The organism is Actinoplanes sp. NPDC051470 (assembly GCF_040682035.1).
Classification (GTDB): domain Bacteria; phylum Actinomycetota; class Actinomycetes; order Mycobacteriales; family Micromonosporaceae; genus Actinoplanes.
This window is the reverse complement of record NZ_JBFBAA010000052.1, coordinates 18,469-41,206: the sequence shown is the minus strand read 5'-3', so window position 1 is coordinate 41,206 and position 22,738 is coordinate 18,469. Positions and strand designations below refer to the sequence as shown.

Sequence of the window (22,738 nt, the reverse complement as noted above, 5' to 3'; positions counted from 1 at the left end):
CGCACCCATGAACCCGACGGTCGACGCCGAGATACCCGCACTGCTGCGCTCGATACACCGCCCCACCGCCCGCCGCGCACCAGCCGTCGACCCCGGCCTGACCCCCGCCGAACGCGAACAAGCCCTGCTCAAGACCGTCCGCGACAGCGCAGCTGCGGTGCTGGGCTACACCGACGCCATCCCCGTCACAGGCTCGTTCAAAGACCTCGGCATCGACTCGCTGACCGCGGTGGAGTTGCGCAACAGCCTGGCCAAGGCGACCGGCCTGCGGCTGCCCGCCACCCTGGTGTTCGACTACCCCACCCCCGCCACCCTCGCCGCCCGCCTGGGCGAGCTACTCACCGGCACAGCGTCAACCCCGGCCCGCCGACCCACAACCACCGCGGCCCCCAATGAGCCGCTCGCGATCGTGGGCATGGCCTGCCGGCTGCCCGGTGGGGTCTCCTCGCCGGAGGACCTGTGGCGGCTGGTCGAATCGGGCACCGACGCCATCGCACCCTTCCCCACCGACCGGGGCTGGGATGTCGAGGGTCTGTTCGATCCGGATCCGGACGCGGCCGGTAAGTCGTATTGCGTGCGGGGTGGCTTCCTCGACGGGGTAGCCGATTTCGACGCGTCGTTCTTCGGGATCAGCCCGCGTGAGGCCCTCGCCATGGATCCGCAGCAACGGCTGATCCTGGAAGCGTCGTGGGAAGCCTTCGAACGAGCCGGCATCGACCCGGCCGACGCCCGCGGAACCGACACCGGCGTGTTCATGGGCGCGTTCACCAGTGGCTACGGCACCGACCTCGAGGGCTTCGGCGGGACCGCGGGCGCGCTGAGTGTCCTGTCCGGCCGGGTGTCGTACTTCTTCGGCCTCGAAGGCCCCGCGGTGACGGTCGACACCGCGTGTTCGTCGTCGCTGTTCGCCTTGCACCAGGCGGGTTATGCCCTGCGCCAGGGCGAATGCTCGATGGCCCTGGTCGGCGGCGCGACCGTGATGGCCACGCCGCGGACCTTCGTGGAGTTCTCCCGCCAGCGCGGTCTGGCCGCTGACGGCCGGTGCAAGGCCTTCGGCGACACCGCGGACGGTACGGGCTGGTCCGAGGGCGTCGGCGTGCTGCTCGTGGAGCGGCTGTCCGAAGCCCAACGGAAAGGCCATCGGGTGCTGGCGGTCGTGCGTAGCTCGGCGGTCAACCAGGACGGCGCCTCCAACGGCCTGACCGCACCCAACGGCCCCTCCCAGCAACGAGTGATCCAAGCCGCGCTCAGTAACGCCGGCCTGGCGCCGCACGACGTCGATGTGGTCGAGGCCCACGGCACCGGCACCACCCTGGGCGACCCCATCGAGGCCCAGGCGCTGATCGCCACCTACGGCCAGGACCGTGAGCGGCCGCTGCTGCTCGGATCACTGAAGTCGAACGTCGGCCACACCCAGGCCGCCGCCGGTGTCTCCGGTGTCATCAAAATGGTCATGGCCCTACAGCACGGGGTAGTACCGCGAACCCTGCATGTCGATGAACCCTCACGGCACGTCGACTGGACCGCCGGCGCCGTGGAGCTGGTCACCGACAACCAACCCTGGCCAGAAACCGGCCGGCCGCGGCGAGCCGGTGTCTCCTCCTTCGGCGTCAGCGGCACCAACGCCCACGTCATCCTCGAAAGCCCACCCACTCAGCCCCCAGCCGCCGCCCCACCGGAGCCGGCGCCGCTGGTCATTTCCGCGAAGACACCGGCGGCGTTGGCCGACTACGAGGGCCGCCTGCGTGCCTACCTGGCCGCCACACCGGGCACCGACGCGCGGGCGCTGGCGGTGACACGGTCGCTGTTCGAGCACCGCGCCGTACTGCTGGGCGACGACACCATCACCGGCACGGCGATAACCGAACCGCGAGTGGTGTTCGTGTTCCCGGGTCAGGGCTGGCAGTGGCTCGGCATGGGCGCCGCCCTGCGAGGGTCGTCGGTGGTGTTCGCCGAACGCATGACCGAGTGCGCGGCGGCGTTGAGCGAGTTCGTCGACTGGGACCTGTTCGCCGTGCTCGACGACCCGGCCGTCGTCGACCGGGTCGATGTGGTGCAACCAGCCTGCTGGGCGGTCATGGTGTCACTGGCCGCGGTGTGGCAGGCCGCCGGTGTCCACCCGAACGCGGTCGTCGGCCACTCACAAGGGGAGATCGCCGCCGCGTGTGTGGCTGGTGCGATCTCGCTGCGGGATGCGGCGCGGGTTGTGGCGTTGCGCAGTCGTGTGATTGGGGAGCGGCTGGCGGGTCAGGGGGCGATGGCTTCGGTGACGTTGCCCGCTGACGAGATCTCTCTTGTTGATGGGGTGTGGATTGCCGCGTACAACGGCCCTGCTTCGACGGTGATCGCCGGTAGTCCGGACGCGGTGGATCAGATGGTGGGGGAGCGGGTCCGGAAGATCGCGGTGGACTACGCCTCGCACAGCCCGCAGGTGGAGCAGATCGAGGGGGAGCTGCTCGACATCACCGCTGATGTCGGCTCGCAGGCCCCGACTGTGCCGTGGTTCTCGACCGTCGACGCAGTGTGGGTCGACGGGCCGCTCGATCGGGACTACTGGTATCGCAATCTACGTCAGCCGGTCGGCTTCCACCGTGCGGTGGAGGCCTTGCAGGCGCTGGGCGAGACCGTGTTCGTTGAAGTGAGTGCCAGCCCGGTGCTGGTGCCGGCCATGGATGACGCGGTCACGGTCGCCACCTTGCGCCGTGATGACGGGACCATCGCCCGGATGCATACCGCGCTGGCCGAAGCCCACGTCCACGGCGTGAACGTCGACTGGGCGGCGGTTCTGGGCGTTGCTGCACGGCACGTGGGTGATCTTCCGACGTACGCGTTCCAACGTCAGCGCTATTGGGCCGACGAGGCCCGCGCGGGCGAGCCCATGCTCGGCTCGATCGTCGAACTGCCCGGCACCGACGGTGTGCTGCTCACCGGCCGGGTATCACTGTCCACCCACCCCTGGCTGGCCGACCACCAGATCCGCGGCAACATCCTGCTGCCGGGCACCGCCTTCGTCGAGCTCGTGACTCGTGCCGCCGCCGAGGTCGGCTGCGACGTGATCGACGAACTGGTGACCGAGACACCACTCGTGCTGCCGCCCACCGGAAGCGTGCGGCTCTCCGTGTCGGTCAGCGGCGACACAGTCACCGTGTACTCGAAGGCGGACGGCAGCAGCGACTGGACCCGGCACGTCACCGCCACCATCAGCACCTCCCCGCCCACAGCCGTCCCGCCCGATGCCGTCGTCTGGCCGCCGGCCGAGGCCGAGCCGATCGACGTCACCGACTTCTACCCCCGGCTGTCCACCGACGGCTACCACTACGGACCCGCCTTCCAAGGCCTGCAAGCCGCATGGCGCCACCACAACACCATCTACGCCGACATCAGCCTCGCAGAAGCGCAGATCCCGGAGGCGTCCCGGTACGACGTACACCCCGCCCTGCTCGACGCCGCCCTGCACACCTGCATGCTCCACGCGACCGACACACCACAGGAAGTACGGCTGCCGTTCTCCTGGAACGGGATCCACGTCCACGCCACCGGCTCGACCAGCCTGCGCGTCGCCGTGACACCCGGGGAGGACGGCTGGAACGTGCGAGCCGCCGACCACACCGGCCGCCCGGTCGTCACCATCGACACGCTCGTCACCCGACCGGTCACCGCCGAGCCCGACGACCTGCTCGCCCTCACCTGGACCGAGATCGCCGGCCCCGGACGACCGAGCCTCGCCGCCGGCCGCTTCGAGGACGACCGCTCCCCGGCCGCTGAGGTGGTGGTCTTCTCGGCCCACCCCGACAGCGACGACCCGCTGGCCCAGGCCCGCGCCCTGACCGCACGGACCCTGGAGGCGATCCGGATCTGGCTGACCGCCGAGCGCTTCGCCGACAGCACCCTGGTCGTGCACACCGGAACCGGCCTCGCCGCCGCCGCGGTCTCCGGCCTGGTGCGATCCGCCCAATCGGAGCACCCGGGCCGCATCGTCCTGGTCGAAAGCGATGACCCCGTGGAGCTGGAACAGCTGGCCGGGACCGTCGGGCTGGACGAGCCACGGCTACGCGTCGCCGACGGCCGATGGGAGGTGCCACGGCTGGTCCGCGCGGCCACGTCCGAACCTGGAGCGGCCTGGGACCCGGACGGCACGGTGCTGATCACGGCCGACTCCGCGGGACTGGCCACCGTCCTCATCCGGCACCTGGTGGCCGAGGACCGGCTCCGCCACGTGTTGCTGATCTCGCCCGGCGCTCCGGACGAGACGTTCGGCGCCCACATCGAGACGGTCGCCTGTGACCTCTCCGACCGCGCCGCGCTGGCGCGGGCACTCGAGAAGGTGTCCCCCGAGCATCCGCTCACCGCCGTGATCCATACCGCCGGCGTGCTGGACGACGGCGTTGTCGAGTCGCAGACCACGCAGCGGCTGGACGCCGTCCTGCGGCCCAAGGCCGACGCCGCCTGGCACCTGCACGAGCTCACCCGGGACAGCGCTCTCGCCGCGTTCGTCCTGTACTCCTCGGCCGCGGCCCTCCTGGGCGCTCCCGGACAGAGCACCTATGCGGCGGCCAACGCGTTCCTGGACGCCCTGGCAGAGCAGCGCCGCGCCGACGGCCTCCCCGGGCTGGCGCTGGCCTGGGGCATGTGGGAGGACACCGGCGGGCCGGTCGTCGAGCTCACCGGCGCCGATCGGGACCGGATCCGGCGCAGTGGTCTGCGGCCCATCACCGCCGAGCACGGGATGCGCCTGTTCGACCTCGCGTCCGGCCGGGGCGAGCCGGTTCTGGTGGCGGCGCCGATGGATCCCGCGCGCGACGCTGAGGTTCCGGCGTTGCTGCGCCTGATCCATCGCCCGGTCGCGCGGCGGGCCCCGTCCCGCGGCGACGCGCCGGTCCGGGGACTGGCATCGCTGGGGCCGGCCGAGCGGGAACAGGCCTTGCGGAAGTTGGTGTCCGACACCGCGGCCGGGGTGCTCGGATATGCGGATCCCGGTGCTGTTCCGATGACTGCCGCGTTCCGCGAACTCGGTGTGGATTCGCTGACCGCGGTGGAATTGCGGAACGGTCTGGCGAAGGCCACCGGGATACGGTTGCCCGCCACCATGGTGTTCGATTATCCGACCCCGCACGCCTTGGCCGCCCGGCTCGGCGAAATGCTGACTCCGGAGGCTCAGCAAGCGACGACTCTGAGTGCCGAACTGAACCGGCTGGAGGGGTGGATCGCGGAGATGTTCTCGTCGGCCGGCCCCGACGAGCAGCAGGTTTCCCTGCTGGAGGATCGGCTCGCCGCGATCTTGAACGGAAGGCGTCGCCGGTCGCGGGCCGACGATGCCATGACCGGCTCGCTCGCCGGCGCGAGCGCCGGCGAGATCCTCGAATTCATCGACCGGGAATTCGGTGATCCGACAATGTGAATGCGTCCCGCCGAAGAATGCGGATTCATGACGGACACGTGCGGTAGCTGATCCGGCTATGTCGGACGTCATGAACTTTGCCGTACTTACGGCGTTGTTGTCAGCGATGGGAAGCGTTTGAGGTTCGACGCGAAGGTGGTGCCTGTCTGTGGAGTTCAACGACCTGGTCGCCCGCGATGACGAGCTCAGAAGGTTGGATCAGGCTCTCGGCCGCGCCGCCGGTGGACGGGGTGTCGTCGTCACCATCACCGGGCCGGTCGCCTGCGGCAAGACCGAACTGCTCGACGCGGCCGCGGCGAAGGAAGACGTCATCGTGCTGCGTGCGGTCTGTTCGGCCGAGGAACGGACCCTGCCGTACGCCGTGATCGGGCAGCTCCTCGACCACCCGGCGCTCTCCTCCCGGGCGCCGGGGCTGGCCTGCGTGACCGCGGCGGGCCGGACGCTGTCGGCCGACGTCGAGAACCGCCTGCGCAGCGACCTCACCCGCACCCTGCTGGCCCTCGCCGCCGAACGGCCGGTGCTGATCTGCATCGACGACGTGCACCAGGCCGACACCGCCTCGCTGAACTGCCTGCTGCACCTGGCCCGGCGGGTCGCCTCGGCCCGGATCGCCATGATCCTCACCGAGTTGCGCCGGCTCACCCCGGCCCACCCCCGGTTCGAGGCGGAACTGCTCAGCCTGCGGCACCACCGCGAGATCGCGCTGCGTCCGCTCGGCCCGGCGGACGCCGCCGATCTGGCCCGCGCCGGCCTCGGCCCCGGTGTCACGGCCGGCGAGCTGGCCGAGGTGTACGAGGCGACCAGCGGGAACCCCAACCTGGTCCGCGGCCTGGTCAACGACGTGCGGGAGGCCTGGGCGGCCGGCGGCACGGGCATCCAGGCGGGGCGCGCGTATCGGCTGGCGTACCTCAGCTCCCTGTATCGCTGCGGTCCTGCCGCGTTACAGATCGCGCAGGCGGCGGCGGTGCTGGGCACCAGTGCCACCGTCACGCTGGCGCGCCGGGTCAGCGGGCTCGACGCCGAGACGGTGGACGAGGCGACCGAGGTCCTCACCGAGGGAGGCCTGCTGCGCGACCACCGGTTCCCACACCCGGCGGCCCGCTCGGTCGTCCTGGACGACATGTCCGCACAGGAACGCCGCCGCCTGCACCGGTCCGCCCTGGACGTGCTGGACGGCGTACCCGTCGACGTGCTTGCCCACCACCAGGCCGGCGCCGGTCTGGTACGCGGTCCGAAGGCCGCCGAGATCTTCGCGCGGGCGAGCCAGGAGCTGCGGGTACGCGGCGAGGTGGACGCCGCGACCGAGTACCTGCAACTGGCGTACCGGGCCTCCGACGACGCCGGCGCCCGGGCCGCGCTGCGGGTGGAGACCGTGGCGAGCGAACGCCGCCGCAACCCGCTGGCCCCCAGCCGGCACCTGGACGAGTTGGCCGCCGCCGCCCGTGCCGGTCTGCTGTCGGCCGAGCACGGGGCACTGACCGCCCACTGGCTGGCCGACGCCGGGCGCTCCGCTGAGGCGGCCGAGGTGCTGGCGCTGCAACGTGCGCTCACGGTCACCGACCAGGACCGGGCTCACCTGCGGGCCGCCGAGGTGTCGCTCGCGCTGTTCCACCCCGGCGCCCCGGATCCGGACCGGAACCCGCACCCCCTCGCGCCGGAGGAGCTCGCGACCCTGTCCCGGGCCGCCCGGCACGGTGTGACCGCCGACAACGCGCTGCTGGCGGCGCTGCGTGGCCGTCCCGAATCCGCCGCCGCCGAGGCGGAGAACGTCCTGCGCAACGCCGACGCCGCGGCGGCCGGCCCGACCGCGCTGGCCGCGCTGACGGCCCTGCTCTACGCCGAGAACACCGACGCCGCGCAGCTCTGGGCCGACAAGCTGGTGGCGGGGACCGGGGCGGCGGAGGGGGAGGCCGGCTACGCGGGGCCGCGGACCGAAGCCGCCCTGCGCCGCGGTGATCTGGCCGCCGCGGTGCAGGCGGCCGCCGCGGTCCTGGACCGCCGCCCGCTGCCGCCGCTCGGCCTCACCGCCGTGTTGCCGCTGAGTAGCGCGGTGGCCGCCGCTGTCCGGCTGGGCGAGATCGGGCGGGCCGAGAAGTGGCTCGCCGAGCCGCTGCCGGACGCCGTCCACGACAGTCTGTTCGGTCTGCACCTGCTGATCGCGCGCGGCCGGTACAACCTTGCCGTGGGCCGGCCCGAGGCGGCGTACACGGCGTTCCGGGACTGCGGGGAACGGATGCGCCGGTGGGACGTCGACGTGCCGGGGCTGGCCCTGTGGCGGGTGGAGGCCGCCGAGGCCATGCTGTCCGGCCGCGACCGGGAGGAGGGCCGGCGGCTGATCGACGAGCAGCTCACCCGGGCGATGGGGCCCCGATCCCGGGCCATCACCCTGCGGGTACGAGCGGCCTACGAACCGCCGGCGAGGCGGATCGGCCTGCTCGACGAGGCGGCCGACCTGTCGCTGTCCGGCAACGACCAGTACGAGCGGGCACGGGTGCTGGCCGACCTGAGCGAAGCGTTCAGCGCGGTGCGGCAGCACGGCCGGGCGCGGAGCGTCCTGCGGCAGGCCCGCGACCTGGCCGCCCAGTGCGGGGCGGTCCCGCTGCTGCGCAGGCTGGGCGTCAAGGCCGGCCGGCCCGGCCGCCTCGGCCGGCCGCCGCGGGGGATCAGGTCACTGACCGACGCCGAGCGCCGGGTGGCGACGCTGGCCGCCGCCGGACAGACCAACCGCGAGATCGCCGACCAGCTCTTCGTCACCGCCAGCACGGTCGAGCAGCACCTCACGAACGTCTTCCGCAAGCTGGGCGTGCGGGGCCGCCAGCAGCTGTCGGCCGAGCTGGCCGGCCCTGAGCGTCCGGGCTGACCTCCCATTCCGGGCCGCCACGCTCAGGCGGAACCCCAGGTGACCCGCAACTCGGCCGGGCTGAACAGGCCCAGGCCGTTGTTCATCGGCACCTCGCCGGCCGTCCGGACGTCCGGGAAGCGTTCGAACAGGCGGGTCGCGGCGACCTTGATCAGGACCCGGGAGAGGTGCTGGCCCGGGCACTTGTGAATGCCGTACCCGAAGGCGAAGTTGTGCTCCTGCACCCGGGTGACGTCGAAAGTGTCCGGGTCGGCGAAGACCCCCGGATCGCGGTTGGCCGTCGAGTAGAGGGGGATGACGTTGTCGCCGGCCGCGATCGTCTGGCCGTGCAGCTCGACGTCCTCGACGCAGACCCGGGGCACGCCGAACTGGTTGAGCGGCAGAAAGCGCAACATCTCCTCGACCGCGCCATCGATCAGCGCCGGGTCCGCCCGGAGGGCCGCTGCCTGCTCGGGGTGGGCCAGCAACGCGTACAGGCAGTAGCCGACCATCTGCTGCACCGAGTCATGCCCGGCGAACAGCAGCACGGCGAACACCCCGGTCGCCTCCTCGTCGCTGAGCAGGATCTCGTCCTCGCCGGCCTCGGCCAGCCGGTGCAGCAGGTTGTCGCCCGGCTGCGTCCGCTTGGCCCGGACCAGGGCGAGGGCGTACGCGAAGAACTCGTCGGTCAGGCCCTTGACGTCCCCCAGGTCGGTGGCCCCGGTGATGGCCCGGATGCGGGATTCCAACCCGGCGCCCTCGTCCTCGCTCAGGCCGTACAGGTCGTTGATGACCAGGGACGGCAGGCGTCGGGCGTACCCCGCGACGAGGTCGGCGCCGGGGCCGGAGGTCTCGATGTCGTCGAGGCAGGCGTCCGCCGCCCGGCGGACGAACTCCTCCTGCCTGCGCGCGGCCCGGAGGGTGAAGTCGCCGGCGATCTTCTGCCGGTACCGGTTGTGCTCCGGCGCGTCCATCCCGGAGAACCAGCCCGGTCGCCGCTCGGGCAGCATCCCGGACGGCGCGGCCGAGCTGAACCGCGGGTCGTTGGTGACCAGCTTGACGTCGTCGGCCGCGGCCACGAGCCAGTGCTTGACGCCGAACATGTCGAAGGAGCCGATCGTGCCGCTCTCCAGAACCGCGCGGTGCCCGTCCTGGATCGCGAACGGGCACCGCCCGGCCGCGGTGTTCTCCTGGTGAACCTCGGTGCTCATCGGCGGTCCTTTCCGGCCGGGACGGTGACGACACCCTCGATCTCGACCAGCAGGTCGGAGCGGGCGATGTCGGTGTTCAGGATGGCGACGGTGGCCGCGCGCGCCAGACGATCGGCGCAGATCCGGCGTACGGCCGGAATGTCCTCGCGGTGGCGGACGTAGACCTTCAGATGGTCGAGGTCGGCCAGGGTGTGGTGCCGGGACAGCCCATGCCGCCCCAGGTTCCTGGCGCTGATCACCCGGCTGATGTTGGCCAGCGCCACCTCGCACTGGCCGGCGACGTCGCCGCGGTGGACGGTCTCGTGGCCGAGGATGCCGCCGGTCGCGGAGACGAAGAGCCGGCCGTCGCCCGGCCCCGGCGGCGTCAGCCAGGTGGCCCGCGCGAAGATCGGCGGGCGCGGGCCGTAGTGCGCCGGATAGCGGTGAGCCGTGAGTACGGCCGGGTTCTCCACGTTGATCCGGTCGCCCCCGCGGGCGGCGAGGAAATAGCAGGTGATGCCGCCACCGTGGGCTCCGACGCCGGTGGCGGCCGGCATGGTCGCCGGGTCGATCCCGCAGGCGTCCAACGCCTCCGCCCGGCCCACGCAGAAGTCCCGGTAGACCTCCAGGCCGTCGACGTTCGCCGTGTTGATGCCGCTGAGGTAGTTCCAGGTGCGGACCAGGAAGGGGTAGCCCAGGGTCGCGGTCAGATCAAAGATGTCGGTGTACGCGGCCGCGGTGCCGGCCGTGTACCGGTCGGCCTCGGGCACCCGGGCGACGCCGAAGAGATAGTCGGGCGTACGTGCCCACGCGACGCCCCCGTGGCGCCCGGACTCCTTCGGTCCCTCCGCGCGCCACGCCTCGGCGAAGGACTCGTCCTCACCGGTCGTGGTGTGCACGGCCGCCCGCGGGTGGCCGTCGGTCAAGGACACGTCGGTGTGCCCGGTGCCGTGTTCGATGACGCCGAGCAGCGTCTCATCGCCGTCGAGATCGGCCGATCCGAGCTTCTCGAAGCTGCAGTACGGTGCCGTGACTGGCGCGGACAATCGCCTCACCCTCCCTTGCCGCTCCCGGGCGCATGCCAGCTAGAAAATATGTGCGTGTCCATTACCGCAACCCCCTAGAGAGGGCCTATTCGGCGATCGCACATTCCCAGGGGGATGTTTAGGGGGTGACCGTCATCGACCGGCTGCTAACGTCGCCGTCATCCTCTCGCGAATTGATTTGGGGCCGTTCCTCGAGTCTTATGTCCGCCATCGATTCATCGTTTACTCGCCCGCGCCGAGAGAGAGGTGGCATGCAGACCAGAATTCTGTGCCAGCGCGACATCAAACGGATTCTCGCGGTGGTCGGCCGCGACGTGGTGATGGACCGGCTGATCAGCGAGCTGCAGCGGGAGTTCGCGCGGCTGGGACGAGGCGAGACGGACCCGCCGCCACCACGCACTGGTTTCGCCCGGCGCGGCGACGTGCCGGGCGTCATCGAGTTCATGCCGCACCGGGCGGCCGGCGTCGGCGTGACGATGAAGACGGTCAGCTACAGCCCGCAGAACCCGGAACGGTTCCACCTGCCGACCATCGTCGGCACCGTGGCGCGGCTGGACGACGACAGCGGCAGCCTGGTCGCGCTGGCCGACGCCGGCACCATCACCGCCATGCGCACCGGGGCGGTCGCCGGCATCGCCACCCGGCTGCTGGCCCAGCCCGGCAGCGCCACCCTCGCGCTGATCGGGGCCGGTGCCCAGGCCGTCACCCAGGCGCACGCGCTCAGCCGCGTCCTCCCGCTGGAGCGCATCCTGGTCAGCGACATCCGGCCGGCGCACGCGGAATCGTTCGGCTTCCGGGTGGCGTTCCTCGGGCTGGCGGTCGAGGTCACCGACGCGGCGACGGCCACGGCCACGGCGGACGTCCTCAGCACGGTCACCTCGGTGCCGGTCGGCGCGGGACCGGTCGTACCGGCCACCCCCCGGTCGGCCCACCTGCACGTCAACGCCATCGGGGCGGACGAGCCGGGCAAGACCGAGCTGCCCCGGGCACTGCTCGACGACGCCTTCATCTGCGTCGACCACCCGGAGCAGGCCCGTACCGAGGGCGAGTTCCAGCAGCTGCCCGACCGGGAGCTGGGCCCCTCCCTGGCCGACCTGTGCGCAGCGCCCGAGACGGCCGCCCCGCACCGCCGAGGCGTGAGCGTCTTCGACTCGACCGGCAGCGCGTTCGCCGACCACATCGCGCTCGACGTGCTGCTCGGCTTCGCCGACGAGCTGGGCCTCGGCCGCAAGATGACGATCGAGTCGACGCCCGAGGACGTCCTGGACCCGTACTCGCTGCAGTGGTGATCAGCGATCCCGCAGAGACGCACCATCACGGCGCCCCTCCGCCTTGATCATCGGTGAGGTGGTGTGCGGCGTCAGTCTGGCGGGTGGCCGCCCAGCTGGCCAGCAGACGCAGGGCGTCATCGCCGGCCGAGCCGGCCGGGGCGGTGAGCATTGCCATGTTCAGACCGGGGTCGGCAATCAGCTGCACCGTTTCGATGTGCAGGTCGAGGTCGCCTACCACGGGATGATGGAACTTCTTGACGCCGGTGCGGTGCAGCCGTACGTCGTGGGCGGCCCATAGCGTGCGGAAGTCCTCGCTGCGGGTGCTGAGCTCACCGACGAGATCCGTCAGGGTCCGGTCGAACGGATCACGACCGGCCTCCGCCCGCAGCATTGCCACCGCATCGCTGGCGACCACATCCCAGTCGCGCCAGAAACCACGGGAGGAAGGGTTCAGGAACACGAACCGGGCGTGATTCACCGGCCGTACGGGATCGTCGAACATCGGCGCGTAGAGGGCCTCGGCAAGCGGATTGGCGGTGAGGAGGTCGCCGCGCCCGTTGCCGACGAACGCGGGCACGTCAGTCAGGAGCTCGAGTACCCGGGTAACGCTGGGCCGGACCTGCGCGGCGGGCGGCCTGCGCCGGGGGCGGGCAGCCCGCCCGACGGTGCGGGCCAGGTCGGTGAGGTGCTGGCGTTCGGCCTCGTCGAGACGCAGGGCCCGGGCGATCGCATCGAGCACGCTGTCGGAGACACCGGCGAGGTTGCCGCGTTCAAGCTGGGTGTAGTACTCGACACTGACACCGGCCAGATCGGCGACCTCACTGCGGCGCAGGCCCGGCACTCGCCGGTTGCGATGGAAAACGGTCAGACCAGCCTGTTCCGGGCTGATCTTGGCGCGCCGAGAGGTGAGGAAGGCTTTTGCCTCGTCACGGTTGTCCACCCTTTCCACGGTAGGCGCAAACCGCGAGGCGAAGGGTGGGCTGTCAGCACCCCCTTCACCAGCATCTTCTCCACCGATGGGCGCGGCGGTTGTCTGAACGCGGTTTTCCCCTCGAGAAGGAGCAACATGGCTCACAAGGACGTTCTCCTCGTCACCGGCGCCGGCCGGGGCATGGGTGTCGACATCGCGAAGGCGGCCCTGGCCGCCGGGTATGCGGTGGTCGCGACCGGTCGCGACCCGCGAAGGGTCGAGCAGGCCCTGGGGGCCACCGAGGACCTGCTGGTGGTCACGCTCGACGTGACCGACCCCGTCAGTGCCCGGTCCGCGGTTCAGGCGGCCGTCGATCGGTTCGGTCGCATCGACATTCTGGTCAACAACGCCGGCACGATGTACGCCGGATTCTTCGAGGAGACCACTGCCGACGACTTCCGCGCCCAGGTCGAAACGAACCTTTTCGGTCCACTCAACGTCACCCGGGCGGTCCTGCCCGTCATGCGCGCCCAGCGCTCCGGGCTGATCGTGACGAACTCCTCGAGCGTCGGCATCACCGGGATGGAGTTCTGCTCCGCCTATGCGACGACGAAGTTCGCCCTGGAAGGCTGGATGGAATCGCTGACTCCCGAGGTCACGCCGTACGGCATCCGCACGATGCTCGTCGAACCGGGCTTCTTCCGCACCGAGGCGCTTTCGCCGGAATCGGCCAGCTTCGCCGAGTCGAGCATCGATGACTACCGCGAACGTGCCCGGCAAATGGTTACCGCGTTCAGTGGCATGAATGGCCGGCAGGGAGGCGACCCGGCCAAACTCGCCGCCGCTTTGACTCAGCTGATGAGCGCCGCGCAGCCACCGCTGCGCTGGCCGGCCGGCGCCGACGCGGTGAGCGTCCTGGAGCAGAAGGCCAAGACCCTGCTCGAACAGGCTGAGGCCCACCGGGAACTGTCCTCGTCACTGGCGCACGACGACGTCTGAGCAATCCGGCCTTCAAGGCCCGCGCCCCCCGACCACGGTCACGATCTAACGCCAAGACATGGGACAGGTTGGGACCCCAACACCGCGAGCCCTACGGTCGAGCACATCGACAACAATTTCGGCGGGGGCACGGCACATGATCTTCAACCGGCCGCTGGTCAAGTGGGGGTTGCTTGGCGCAGTTGTCTTCGGGCTGCTGGCGGCCGGCGTCTTCCTCGTCGACGACAAGCTCCGCAAGGACGTCGTTGAGCACGGCACCCGTACGCGGGCGGTCATCATCAGCGACCACGACAACGAGTTCGACCACTGGTTCACGGTCAGCTACACCGTCCAGGGCGAGCAGCACAGCGCGAACCTCCGCCACCCCTGGGTCATGGACAAGGTCCGCGAGGGCCGGGAGTTGATCGTCTACGCCGACCGGACGAACCCCGAACTGATCGCCACCGAGGACGGCTATGCGACGCCGGTGTGGACCTCTGCTCCTGGCGCGCTCGCTGTCTTGGCGCTACTCGGCGTCTTTGTGGCCGTCGTCGAAGGCTGGCGGTCCCTCCGCCGCGGACGCCCGAGCTGATCCACGAGACACTCCCTGATCGAGGAATCACTCGCGAACCTCACCAACTGCCCTGGAGGAGGAGCAGGAGCGGCGGGATGGGATTCATCACGGTGGTCACGTTGGCCGCGACGACCACCAGCGCAGCCATGGCCGGCACGGTCGTGAGCAGGCTCAGCCACCGATGCCGGCGGCGCCACGCCACCACCGACAGGCCGATGAGAACGGCGGCCAGCAGCCCGACCAGCACGCCCTTCACCACGTGCCACCGCACGTACTCGTCGAGGATCACGTCCAGGGCCGGCGACGCCGGGCCGTTGTGGAGCTGGTCGCGGACCTGGGCCAGGACGGCGACCAGCTCGGCGTCGGCGGGACCGGACGCCAGGGCCGGCAGCATCGTGCCGAAGGGCGACACGGCCCCCTGGACGTTGGCGATCAGCAGCACCGCCGCGACGAGCGCGAGCGCCCCGAGCGGCAGCCGGAACCGCCGGTGCCGGACGGCCAGCGTCACCAGTACCGCGAGCAGCGGCAGTGCGAACACCACCCGCGCCAGGTGATAGTGGAACTGGTGGTCGACGAGGCGCTGGAGGTCGGGCCGGAAGTCCGGACCGCCCGAGGACCAGTAGCCGACGAAGGCGCGCGGGAAGTCGCCGAGCCGGCCGGGGCCGAGCAGCAGCGGCGGGGCGAGGAAGAACGCCGCGGCCAGGAGAACGGCGATGGTGAGGAGCCCGGCGTCACGCCGCCGGGCGGTGGTGGTGATCACAAGGGACTCCTAGTCGGACCGGCTGCGCAGGTACGCGAGCACAGCGAGAACCCGCCGGTTGGTGTCGTCGCTGACCGGCAGGCCCAGCTTGGTGAAAAGGTTGCCGATGTGCTTGGCGACACCGGCCTCGGTCAGTGAGAGCAGCCGGGCGGCGGCCGCGTTCGAGTGGCCCTGAGCGACCACGCTGAGAACCTCGCGTTCGCGGGCGGAAAGCTGCTTGAGCGGGTCGCGGCGGTGTTGCATCAGCTGCCGCACCACCTCGGGGTCGACCACCGTGCCGCCCTCGGCCACCCGGCGAAGCTGCCCGGCGAACTCGGCCACATCGCCGATGCGGTCTTTGAGCAGGTAGCCGACGGACCGGCCGGAACCTGAGGCGAGCAGTTCTCCGGCGTAGCCGTGCTGCACGTACTGGCTGACGGCGACCACCGCGAGCCCGGGATCTTCGGTGCGGAGCGCGACGGCCGCCCGCAACCCCTCGTCGGTATAGCCGGGCGGCATCCGCACGTCGGTGACCACGAGCTGCGGGCGGTGCCGGCGGACAGCGGCCAGCAACGAGGGGGAATCCCCGACCGAGGCCACGACCTCGACCCCGAACCTGGGCAGCATCGCGCCCAGCCCCTCCCGGAGCAGCACCGAGTCCTCGGCGATCACGACGCGCACGGCAGCTCCACCCGCAGAATCGTCGGGCCGCCCGCCGGACTCGACAACAGCAGCCGGCCACCGGCCGCGGCGGCCCGGTCGGCGAGCCCGGTCAGCCCCGATCCGCGGGCCGGGTCGGCACCACCGCCGCCCTCGTCGCGGACCTCGACCAGCAGCCGGTCGGCCTTGCGCCGGACCGTGACGGTGACCTCAGCGGTGGCGGCATGCTTCGCAGCGTTGGCCAGGGCCTCGGAGATCGCCGCATACGCGACCGACTCCACCTCCGCCGGGAAACGCGACGAAGCAGCATCGACACGTACATCGAGGGAACTAGCGGCGGCCAACTCCTCGACCGCGGACCGCAGGCCCAGTTCCCGCAGCGTACGGGGGCTGATACCGCGAATCAGATCGCGCAGCTCGACCATCAGCGTCTTGGCCTGCTCGTGCGCGGCGGCCATCGCAGAAGCGGCCGGCGAGGACGGTGGCAGATCGAGCCGAGCCAACCCGATCTGCATGGTCAGCGCGACCAGGCGCTGCTGGGCGATGTCGTGCAGGTCGCGCTCGATGCGCAGCCGCTCGGCGTCGAACGCGTGCGCCAGCCGCGACCGGGACCGGGCCACCTCGACCAGTTCCTCGGACGGCTCCGGGTACAGCAACAGCCGGACCAGGGCGGCGTGCGCCCCACCGAACAGCGCGATCAGGTAGAACAGGACCGGGACCAGCAGCAGCCCGACAACAACCCGCCCGGCGACAGCGGCCAGGGAGTCCGTGACCGAGATCCGGTACTCCACCGCGATCGGCGTCGAAACGACGAGCAGCCCGATGACGCCCAGCACCCCGAGCCACATCGGGCCGACGATGCCCAGCAGTACCGCGTAGGCCACCGCCCGCCAGGTGGCCGGGTCGGTATAGAGGTCGCCACGGCGTCTCGGCGGCAGCGGGGCATCGCCGACCAGCCGCAGCCGCCATCGTTCGGCCCGCGCCACCGAGAGCGCCAACCTGGGGCCCAGAAGCGCGAGCAGGCCCACTCCGACCAGCCCAAGGCCGGCCGCCACGATCAGGTGGCCGCTCGTATGCCCGGAAAAGAGCACCACGACGGCCGAGAACACGGGCGTCAGCGGCACCGCCAGCAACAGCCACAGAATGCCGGAGGCCACCGCGGTCGTGACGCAATAGACCAACCCGCGCCACGGCCAGGCCGACACCAAGAACCGTCGCCCGGTCACCGCCCGGAGCAGCGTGTCTGTCACGCGTCCAAAGTTAGGCGGCTGCGCACAACCTCCGACAGCACGCTGGTTCGACTCTTGGGGTCGACCTAGCACTACCCTGTTCGTCGGCCGGGCGGCGGTCCAGGACCGGGAAAGCCGCTGAATACGCGGTTCTGGAAGATCGCTGCCATAACCGGCCTCTGCCCGCCGAGCCAGAGTCAGGCTGGCTGTCGGCATGCGCAGACCAGGATCTCGGCACCGCCGCATGATCCATGACGGGTGATTGCGCAGTCGGACTCGGCCCGCCCGGCACCTGCCATTACGTATGTGCCGCCGTGTGGATACGTAGGTCGACGGATGCCGGATGTCTTCCTGTTGTCTGGAGGATGGGACGCATGATTGCAATGTCGTCAAGGACCGGGAACGACGCATCGAACCGCAGCCAATCGGGCCGACATGCAATCGAGCCGTATGACATCGGACGCGGACTCGGAGCCGCCGGAATGACGATGTTGAGCGGTTCGTCACGCTGACCGGGGAGGGCGTGGATGTGGAGACGGTCCGGGAGATCTCCCGGGCGGTGTCCCAGCGGCGGGGAGGGCCGGAATGGCCGGCCGATACCGAGCCCTGCTGATCGGCAACTCGACCTACCCGTCCGACGAGCACAACCTCCAGACGCTCAGAGGGCCGGTCAAGGACATCGCCGCGCTCAACCGCGCGTTGGTGGACGAGCAGACCGGAATGTTCGCCGACGTTGAGGTGACACTGCTGCCGGAGGCGACGTCCGGCCGGGCGATCCGGGCGCTGGGCCGGTTCTTCGGCGCTGCGGAACGCGGCGACGTGCTGCTGTTGTTCTTCAGCGGGCACGGCAAGCTGGACCAGAACGGGCGGCTGCATCTGTGTATGCAGGACACCGACTCGGCCGACCTGCTGGCCACGGCGGTCAGCAGCGCCCGGATCAACGAGTTCGCCGACGCATCGCGGGCCCGCAACGTCGTGATCGTCCTGGACTGCTGCCACGCCGGCGCGTTCCGCGGCGGCGACGTGCCGGACACCGTCGCCGGGCCAGGGCGGTACGTCCTGACGAGACGGCGCCGGGGCGGGTGGACCATTCGGCCACCGCACCGTGGCGGCTGCGCATCGAGAACCACCAGGTCGGCTCGAATGTCCCGTGCAAGGTCACGGTTACCGATGTCCGGTCCGGCTCGGAGATTTCGTTGCCGGACGACATCTGGAGCCCGCGTACGTTCCAGATATCCCGCGCCGGATCGTTCCGGTGGGAGGCGAACATGCCGGCCTGCCGGATGATCCCGCTGGCCGGATCGGGTGCCGCGACCCTTCCATTCACGGTGAACTCGACCGGCGACAGCGACGTCTTCGCGGCGCCGGCGCCGGCGCGGGTGTCGGTAGAGGTGCGGGACTTCCACGGCAACCCGAAGTGTCTGATCACCCTCTATGACCCGGCCGACGGAACCGCGCTCGACTTCGCGACCGCCGAGCCCAGCGCCGATACCGTGGTGCTGGACGCCCGCGGTCGTACGAAGGCCTACGTGGGCGACACCGTGTGCGGTTTGCTGGTATCCCCGGCGCAATGACGCCGCCACCGAGGCCGACCCGCCGTTGCCGCCCCGCGCCATGCCGAGACGGGGATGAGGCGCAGTGTGGTCGAGCGCGAATCCCGCCGCCAAGCGCCACCGGGATCCAAACCGCAACGAGATAATCGCGGCAGATGAGGGCGGTCGATCAGTCGGTTTGCCGGCACTGGGCAGGTCGTCGACCCACCGATCGATAGCTTGACTGGCATGGACTTCTTCGCACGGTCGAAGGACCTCATCGCGATCGCCCTCGCGGTTATCGCCATTATCCTCTCCCTGGTCACGGTGATGGTCCAGCGGCGACAGCAGCGACAGCACGCCTTCCAGCAGATCCACGATGTCCTCATGACTCCGGAGCACCAGCGCGGCCGGTGGCTGATGTGGGACATCGCCGGCGCGGGCCGGCTTCCCGACCAAGGCTCAGCTGACTACTACCTCATCAACCGAACGCTGGGCATGCTCGACCTCTTGGCCCACTACGCACGCAAGGGCGTGGTTTCCCGGCGGTGGGTGCTGGAAAGGTGGCACCATCCGCTTCAGCAGATGGCGGCCGCTGTGACATTGCTGGTCGACGAACGCGTCGCGGTAGCGCATTGGCGGCCGTGGCCACAACTCGACTGGCTCATCCGCGCGGCAGCAACGTACCGCAGCTCGCAGGGCTGTTGCCTGCCGGTGTCACTGCCGCCTCAAAAGTCGGATGCATCGAACGCAGCTTCTGGTTGAAGCACGCAGGCTTACCGTAACGTTCGAACCAAGCGGGCCGTACGCGGCTGTCCAAGGTTGATAGACTGCTCCGGACGGCGTCGACCGGACGCCGAGCTATGGAACGTCCGCCCCAGCCGGAGTTCCAAGGGCGAAGGGGAAGTTGCCCTCACGGTCGTCGAACGTCACAGGCCATCTCCGCACACCGCGCCGCTGGGGGGCGAGGGTGCCAAGAGGAGGCTTGCCCATGACGAAGGACAGCAGTTTCAAGAAGGTGGTTCGCCACCACGCGCAGGACACCGGTCAGCGCTACACCGAAGCGCTGACCGATCTGAAGGGTCTCGGCGCGCGGATGGATCACGAGCCCGCTGGAGAGCGGCTGCTCGCCCATCTACGGGCTCGCTACGACATCGACCCGATCGCGGCGACGAAGCTGAGTGTGCACAAGACCTACGTCTTTCGTATTGACCGTAGGGACGGCGACCCATGGGTCGCACGGGCCTTTCCGCCGGCTCGCCCCAGGGCAGGTGTCGAAGGCGACGCGGCGATCCTGCGGTTTCTTCAGCGACAGGACTATCCCGCGGAGCGCCTTGCGGTCGACGCCGCCGTATCCGACTTCGACGGCAGCTCAGTGCTCGTGACCCGGTTCGTCCAAGGCGGCCAGCTTCCCGACAGCACGGAGAAGTTCGCGATGATGGGTGAGCTGCTCGGACGACTGCACGCCCTGCCGCAAGACGAGTCCGTTAAGCGATTGGGTGGAGCGAGCGGGGAGGACCCGAGCCGTGAGGGCGCACCGCGTCAGGACCTGCTCGCCGCGCTCGCGTTCCTCGACTCCGTGGATAACAAAGTGCCGGCCGCCGAACGCGAACGTTTCGAGCGGCTCAGGGACAAGGTGCGCTCGGCCGACGACGGCGACGGTCTTCCCGAAGGGCTGCTGCACGGGAACCTGCTCCACGCCCCCGATCACGCCATCCTGAGCGAGGAAGCACCGGTCGCGATCAACTGGAAGGCCTCAGGTCGTGGACCACGCCTCGCCGACTTCGCTTACCTGATCTGGGGCACCGGCTCATGGAACCCGAGGCGGCCGGACCAGGAACGCATCGACGCTGCCGTGGGCGCCTACCGCCGGCACATCGAGCCGACCGACGACGAACTCGACCGCCTCGAAGCACTCATGTATATCCGCACGCTCTACCTGACCTGCTTCGGCTACCGACGCGCGATCCTCAACGGCTCCCCGTTCGACGAGTGGTGGTTCATCCAACCACCCGAATACTTCCGCTCCACCGCAGCCGCAACCCGAGCCGCGTTCCGCCGGTAGGCCATCGATGGCTCAACACCAGACCGTCACGGAGTCATATGGCTTTGTTGATCTTTCCTTGTGTTACTGACCTCGGGTTTATTACTGAGTTGAGCGGATGTCGGCGAGTTTTGGAGCCACCGGCGGCGGTGGGATCGTCGGCGGGTCGCGACGGAGGTCCGCCGATGCCGCGGATGTCGAGCGTCGAGCTGTTCGCGGCGATCCGCAGGGACTCGCGGGCGGGCATGCCTGGACGCGCCCGCAAACAGCGGCAACCGCGAAGCGGATCTACGACCGGCTGATCGACGTACACGGCATGCACGCTTCGGTGCCGCCCGAAGCGAAGGTCGGTGCGCAGGCCCTTGTCCCACGGGAACGCACCTGCGACTGGGTGAAGAAGGGACTACCGCTCCGTCTGATACCCGGAGGCGGGTCAGGGTCTGGCTGGCCTCGCGCTCTTCGGACTCGTACTACCTCGTGGCGGTGAACAGTGCGCGGAGTTCGTCCATCGAGGTGGCGGTGTCGCCGCCGAGGGCTCTACCCAGCGCGGTCAGGCGGGGATCGACGACTGAGGGGTTGTCTACCAGGCAGTGGGTCACGAGGGCTGACCAGAGCCGGCGCGTGGTGCCGAGGCCGCCGGTGCGGCGGGTGAACAATGGCGACCCGGGACGCCGCCGCCACGGCAGTTCCGCGTCGGCCAGCACCTCGTCCAGTTCCTCGACCATGACGGCGGCCAACGCCGGCGCGACCGCCGTTTCCGCCGACAGCAGCAGCACCGCCAGGGTCAGGAACATCTGCGAGGGCAGATCGTCGCGCCAGTCACCCGGGAGGTTCAGCCGGCACCAGGCCAGAAAGCGTACTGCGACAGCGCGGGCCGGCTCGCCGAGTTTCAGCGCCGAATCCACCAACGGGGCGAGGGAGTCCACCGGATCACCCCCGGCGTTCACCGCCCGGACCAGGAACATACAGGCGAACAACCGCTTCAGGTGGTCGCGCCGTCCGGCTGGCCTCGCCCACCGTGTCAAGGCCAGAACCTCGCCGGGATGCCATGCGAGTTGGTCGGGCAGCCAGGGACTGTGCACCAGCTCGGCCAGCTCCCGACGATGCTCCTGCACCCCGGCGCCATAGTCGGCTGCGGCGATCTCGTCGAGCGCAGCGGCGTCCAACTGCGGGGCCACCCAGCCCAGCAGCGCGCGTTCGTCCGGCGCAAGGGATGCGAACAGGTCACGCTCGGAGCCGGTCACCGAACGATGATGCGGCATCGAACCTGGCGCAGTCCATGAAATACGCGCGGGCACTGCCGTTACCCCTCAGCGGCACCAGGGCGCCACCGCACCCACTCGACGACCCAGCACCTCACCCTGCAAGAACTGACCTGGCCGCAGCCGCCCGCTTCCCGTTCCCACGGAGGCCCGCAGCCGAGGCGACCACTCGGCGAACCTCGAGCCGCTGGTCATCGAGGGCGTGCAGTTCGGTGGCGCGCTGATGACCACCACTGAGGTGGAATGCGGCGGCAGTACACGGGCACCGCCGGGCGGATCGAGAACAGCCAGGTCGAAGTGTTCCTGGGCTATGCCGCCTCGGGCGGGAACACGCTGATCGACCGGCGATGCCACTACACAGGTCGCCTCAACCTCGGCCTTCAGCTTTGATCACGAACGGCCGCTACCGGAGCAGCCGAGGCCGTATGCCACTAAGGCGGCGTCGAGCATGCGTTCCTGCTGATCCGCCGGGTAGGCAGCGGGATCCGCGGCGGCGAGAGCCGCGACACCCTCGGTCATGGCGATCAGCCCCAGGGCGACCGCGCCGACCTGATCGACCGGCCAGTCCGGGGCAGCCGCGGCGACCAGCCGCTCGACCCGTTGCCGCCACGCTCGGTTGTTGCGGCGGTGCATGCCGATCAGTTCGGCGTCCGCCACCGCCGCAGCCAGGAAGCCCAACCAGACGATGCTCCAGTTGGTCGTCTCCGGATCGATCGCCATGCCCTGGCGGAGGACCGCGCGCAGCGCTGCCCGCGGCGAGGTGGCCGCGGCCTCGAGTTCCTCGACCCGCTGCCGGGTGGTGTCGTGCAGCAGTTGCCGGGCGTGCAGCAGCAGCGCTCGGCGATTCGGGAAGCGGTGCATAACCAGGCCCGTCGTGCAGCCGGCCGCCGCGGCGACCGCGCGCACTGTCAGCTTTTCCAGGCCCTGGTGCGCGAGCACGGCCCAGACCGCGCGCGACAGCGCCTCGCCCTGGGCCGAGCGGTCCGCAGGCAGTGACACGACCCTCACCTCCATGCTCGTAACGAATGTTACCGTAACGTTTGTTACCGAAGCAGGTGAGGAGCGG

Annotated in this window: 18 protein-coding genes; 10 read left to right on the top strand and 8 right to left on the bottom strand. The window is 70.3% G+C overall.

What is annotated here, in order from left to right:
- Together AB0M54_RS45555 and AB0M54_RS45550 are read left to right on the top strand one after the other, a co-directional pair.
- A partial coding sequence (locus AB0M54_RS45555; RefSeq protein WP_364479144.1) for a beta-ketoacyl synthase N-terminal-like domain-containing protein occupies positions 1 to 5,398 on the top strand: 5,398 nt, incomplete at its 5' end.
- A 148-nt stretch (positions 5,399 to 5,546) separates the two neighbouring features.
- Positions 5,547 to 8,258 carry an AAA family ATPase gene (locus AB0M54_RS45550; RefSeq protein WP_364479141.1) on the top strand — a complete coding sequence of 904 codons (2,712 nt, stop codon included), beginning with the start codon at positions 5,547 to 5,549 and terminating at the stop codon, positions 8,256 to 8,258.
- Positions 8,259 to 8,281: 23 nt separating this feature from the next.
- Here the strand turns inward: AB0M54_RS45550 and AB0M54_RS45545 are convergent, their stop codons facing one another.
- Positions 8,282 to 9,448, bottom strand: coding sequence for a C9 hydroxylase cytochrome P450 (locus AB0M54_RS45545; protein ID WP_364326658.1), 1,167 nt, complete (start codon positions 9,446 to 9,448; stop codon positions 8,282 to 8,284).
- A complete protein-coding gene (locus tag AB0M54_RS45540; RefSeq protein WP_364326655.1) occupies positions 9,445 to 10,473 on the bottom strand; it encodes an FkbO/Hyg5 family chorismatase in 1,029 nt (342 codons plus the stop codon). Before AB0M54_RS45540 ends, AB0M54_RS45545 begins: the two co-directional genes overlap by 4 nt.
- 251 nt (positions 10,474 to 10,724) lie before the next feature.
- Here AB0M54_RS45540 and AB0M54_RS45535 point away from each other — a divergent pair, with 251 nt between their 5' ends.
- Entirely contained in the window at positions 10,725 to 11,762 is a 1,038-nt protein-coding gene (locus tag AB0M54_RS45535) for an ornithine cyclodeaminase family protein (RefSeq protein WP_364326653.1), read from the top strand.
- Positions 11,763 to 11,787: 25 nt separating this feature from the next.
- Here AB0M54_RS45535 and AB0M54_RS45530 read toward each other — a convergent pair whose 3' ends face one another.
- Positions 11,788 to 12,684 carry a helix-turn-helix transcriptional regulator gene (locus AB0M54_RS45530; protein ID WP_364326650.1) on the bottom strand — a complete coding sequence of 299 codons (897 nt, stop codon included), beginning with the start codon at positions 12,682 to 12,684 and terminating at the stop codon, positions 11,788 to 11,790.
- Positions 12,685 to 12,810: 126 nt separating this feature from the next.
- Between AB0M54_RS45530 and AB0M54_RS45525 the strand changes: the two genes are divergently transcribed.
- Positions 12,811 to 13,653, top strand: a complete 843-nt coding sequence (locus AB0M54_RS45525; RefSeq protein WP_364479138.1) for an SDR family oxidoreductase — start codon at positions 12,811 to 12,813, stop codon at positions 13,651 to 13,653.
- A gap of 136 nt (positions 13,654 to 13,789) precedes the next feature.
- Complete coding sequence (locus tag AB0M54_RS45520) at positions 13,790 to 14,224, top strand: hypothetical protein (RefSeq protein WP_364326644.1); 435 nt, start codon at positions 13,790 to 13,792, stop codon at positions 14,222 to 14,224.
- Between the two features lie 40 nt (positions 14,225 to 14,264).
- Here the strand turns inward: AB0M54_RS45520 and AB0M54_RS45515 are convergent, their stop codons facing one another.
- Genes AB0M54_RS45515 through AB0M54_RS45505 form a run of 3 tightly spaced genes read right to left on the bottom strand, consistent with a single transcriptional unit; the run spans position 14,265 to position 16,855 of the window.
- Positions 14,265 to 14,966 (bottom strand): hypothetical protein, encoded by a 702-nt coding sequence (locus tag AB0M54_RS45515; RefSeq protein ID WP_364326641.1) that lies wholly within the window; start codon positions 14,964 to 14,966, stop codon positions 14,265 to 14,267.
- Positions 14,967 to 14,975: 9 nt separating this feature from the next.
- The gene (locus tag AB0M54_RS45510; protein WP_364479135.1) at positions 14,976 to 15,626 is read right to left on the bottom strand and encodes a response regulator transcription factor; all 651 of its coding nucleotides are present in this window, start codon (positions 15,624 to 15,626) and stop codon (positions 14,976 to 14,978) included.
- On the bottom strand, positions 15,614 to 16,855 hold the full coding sequence (locus AB0M54_RS45505) for a sensor domain-containing protein (protein WP_364479132.1): 1,242 nt from the start codon (positions 16,853 to 16,855) through the stop codon (positions 15,614 to 15,616). The genes AB0M54_RS45510 and AB0M54_RS45505 overlap by 13 nt, the downstream gene beginning before the upstream one ends.
- Before the next feature lie 564 nt (positions 16,856 to 17,419).
- Here AB0M54_RS45505 and AB0M54_RS45500 point away from each other — a divergent pair.
- The 4 genes from AB0M54_RS45500 to AB0M54_RS45485 all read left to right on the top strand — a co-directional run bounded on the left by AB0M54_RS45500 (position 17,420) and on the right by AB0M54_RS45485 (position 20,431).
- Positions 17,420 to 18,121: a caspase family protein gene (locus AB0M54_RS45500; protein WP_364326632.1), complete on the top strand. Its 702-nt coding sequence runs from the start codon at positions 17,420 to 17,422 to the stop codon at positions 18,119 to 18,121.
- Complete coding sequence (locus AB0M54_RS45495; RefSeq protein ID WP_364479129.1) at positions 18,118 to 18,408, top strand: hypothetical protein; 291 nt, start codon at positions 18,118 to 18,120, stop codon at positions 18,406 to 18,408. Before AB0M54_RS45500 ends, AB0M54_RS45495 begins: the two co-directional genes overlap by 4 nt.
- Before the next feature lie 207 nt (positions 18,409 to 18,615).
- Positions 18,616 to 19,131 (top strand): hypothetical protein, encoded by a 516-nt coding sequence (locus AB0M54_RS45490; protein WP_364326627.1) that lies wholly within the window; start codon positions 18,616 to 18,618, stop codon positions 19,129 to 19,131.
- A 226-nt stretch (positions 19,132 to 19,357) separates the two neighbouring features.
- Positions 19,358 to 20,431 (top strand): phosphotransferase, encoded by a 1,074-nt coding sequence (locus AB0M54_RS45485; RefSeq protein WP_364479126.1) that lies wholly within the window; start codon positions 19,358 to 19,360, stop codon positions 20,429 to 20,431.
- A 449-nt stretch (positions 20,432 to 20,880) separates the two neighbouring features.
- On the opposite strand, the gene AB0M54_RS45480 is transcribed toward AB0M54_RS45485, so the two are convergent.
- Positions 20,881 to 21,654, bottom strand: a complete 774-nt coding sequence (locus AB0M54_RS45480; RefSeq protein WP_364479123.1) for a hypothetical protein — start codon at positions 21,652 to 21,654, stop codon at positions 20,881 to 20,883.
- Between the two features lie 261 nt (positions 21,655 to 21,915).
- Here AB0M54_RS45480 and AB0M54_RS45475 point away from each other — a divergent pair, with 261 nt between their 5' ends.
- Positions 21,916 to 22,062, top strand: a complete 147-nt coding sequence (locus tag AB0M54_RS45475) for a hypothetical protein (RefSeq protein ID WP_364479120.1) — start codon at positions 21,916 to 21,918, stop codon at positions 22,060 to 22,062.
- On the opposite strand, the gene AB0M54_RS45470 is transcribed toward AB0M54_RS45475, so the two are convergent.
- A complete protein-coding gene (locus AB0M54_RS45470) occupies positions 22,063 to 22,671 on the bottom strand; it encodes a TetR/AcrR family transcriptional regulator (RefSeq protein ID WP_364479117.1) in 609 nt (202 codons plus the stop codon). It abuts the gene before it with no gap.
- Positions 22,672 to 22,738 lie beyond the last annotated feature (67 nt).

What these genes read in the sequence shown, in the direction of transcription:
- AB0M54_RS45545 (WP_364326658.1), bottom strand. Translation starts at nt 9,448, where the DNA reads ATGAGCACCGAGGTTCACCAGGAGAACACCGCGGCCGGGCGGTGCCCG.
- AB0M54_RS45535 (WP_364326653.1), top strand. Translation starts at nt 10,725, where the DNA reads ATGCAGACCAGAATTCTGTGCCAGCGCGACATCAAACGGATTCTCGCG.
- AB0M54_RS45525 (WP_364479138.1), top strand. Translation starts at nt 12,811, where the DNA reads ATGGCTCACAAGGACGTTCTCCTCGTCACCGGCGCCGGCCGGGGCATG.
- AB0M54_RS45520 (WP_364326644.1), top strand. Translation starts at nt 13,790, where the DNA reads ATGATCTTCAACCGGCCGCTGGTCAAGTGGGGGTTGCTTGGCGCAGTT.
- AB0M54_RS45500 (WP_364326632.1), top strand. Translation starts at nt 17,420, where the DNA reads ATGGCCGGCCGATACCGAGCCCTGCTGATCGGCAACTCGACCTACCCG.
- AB0M54_RS45495 (WP_364479129.1), top strand. Translation starts at nt 18,118, where the DNA reads ATGATCCCGCTGGCCGGATCGGGTGCCGCGACCCTTCCATTCACGGTG.
- AB0M54_RS45490 (WP_364326627.1), top strand. Translation starts at nt 18,616, where the DNA reads ATGGACTTCTTCGCACGGTCGAAGGACCTCATCGCGATCGCCCTCGCG.
- AB0M54_RS45485 (WP_364479126.1), top strand. Translation starts at nt 19,358, where the DNA reads ATGACGAAGGACAGCAGTTTCAAGAAGGTGGTTCGCCACCACGCGCAG.
- AB0M54_RS45475 (WP_364479120.1), top strand. Translation starts at nt 21,916, where the DNA reads ATGCGGCGGCAGTACACGGGCACCGCCGGGCGGATCGAGAACAGCCAG.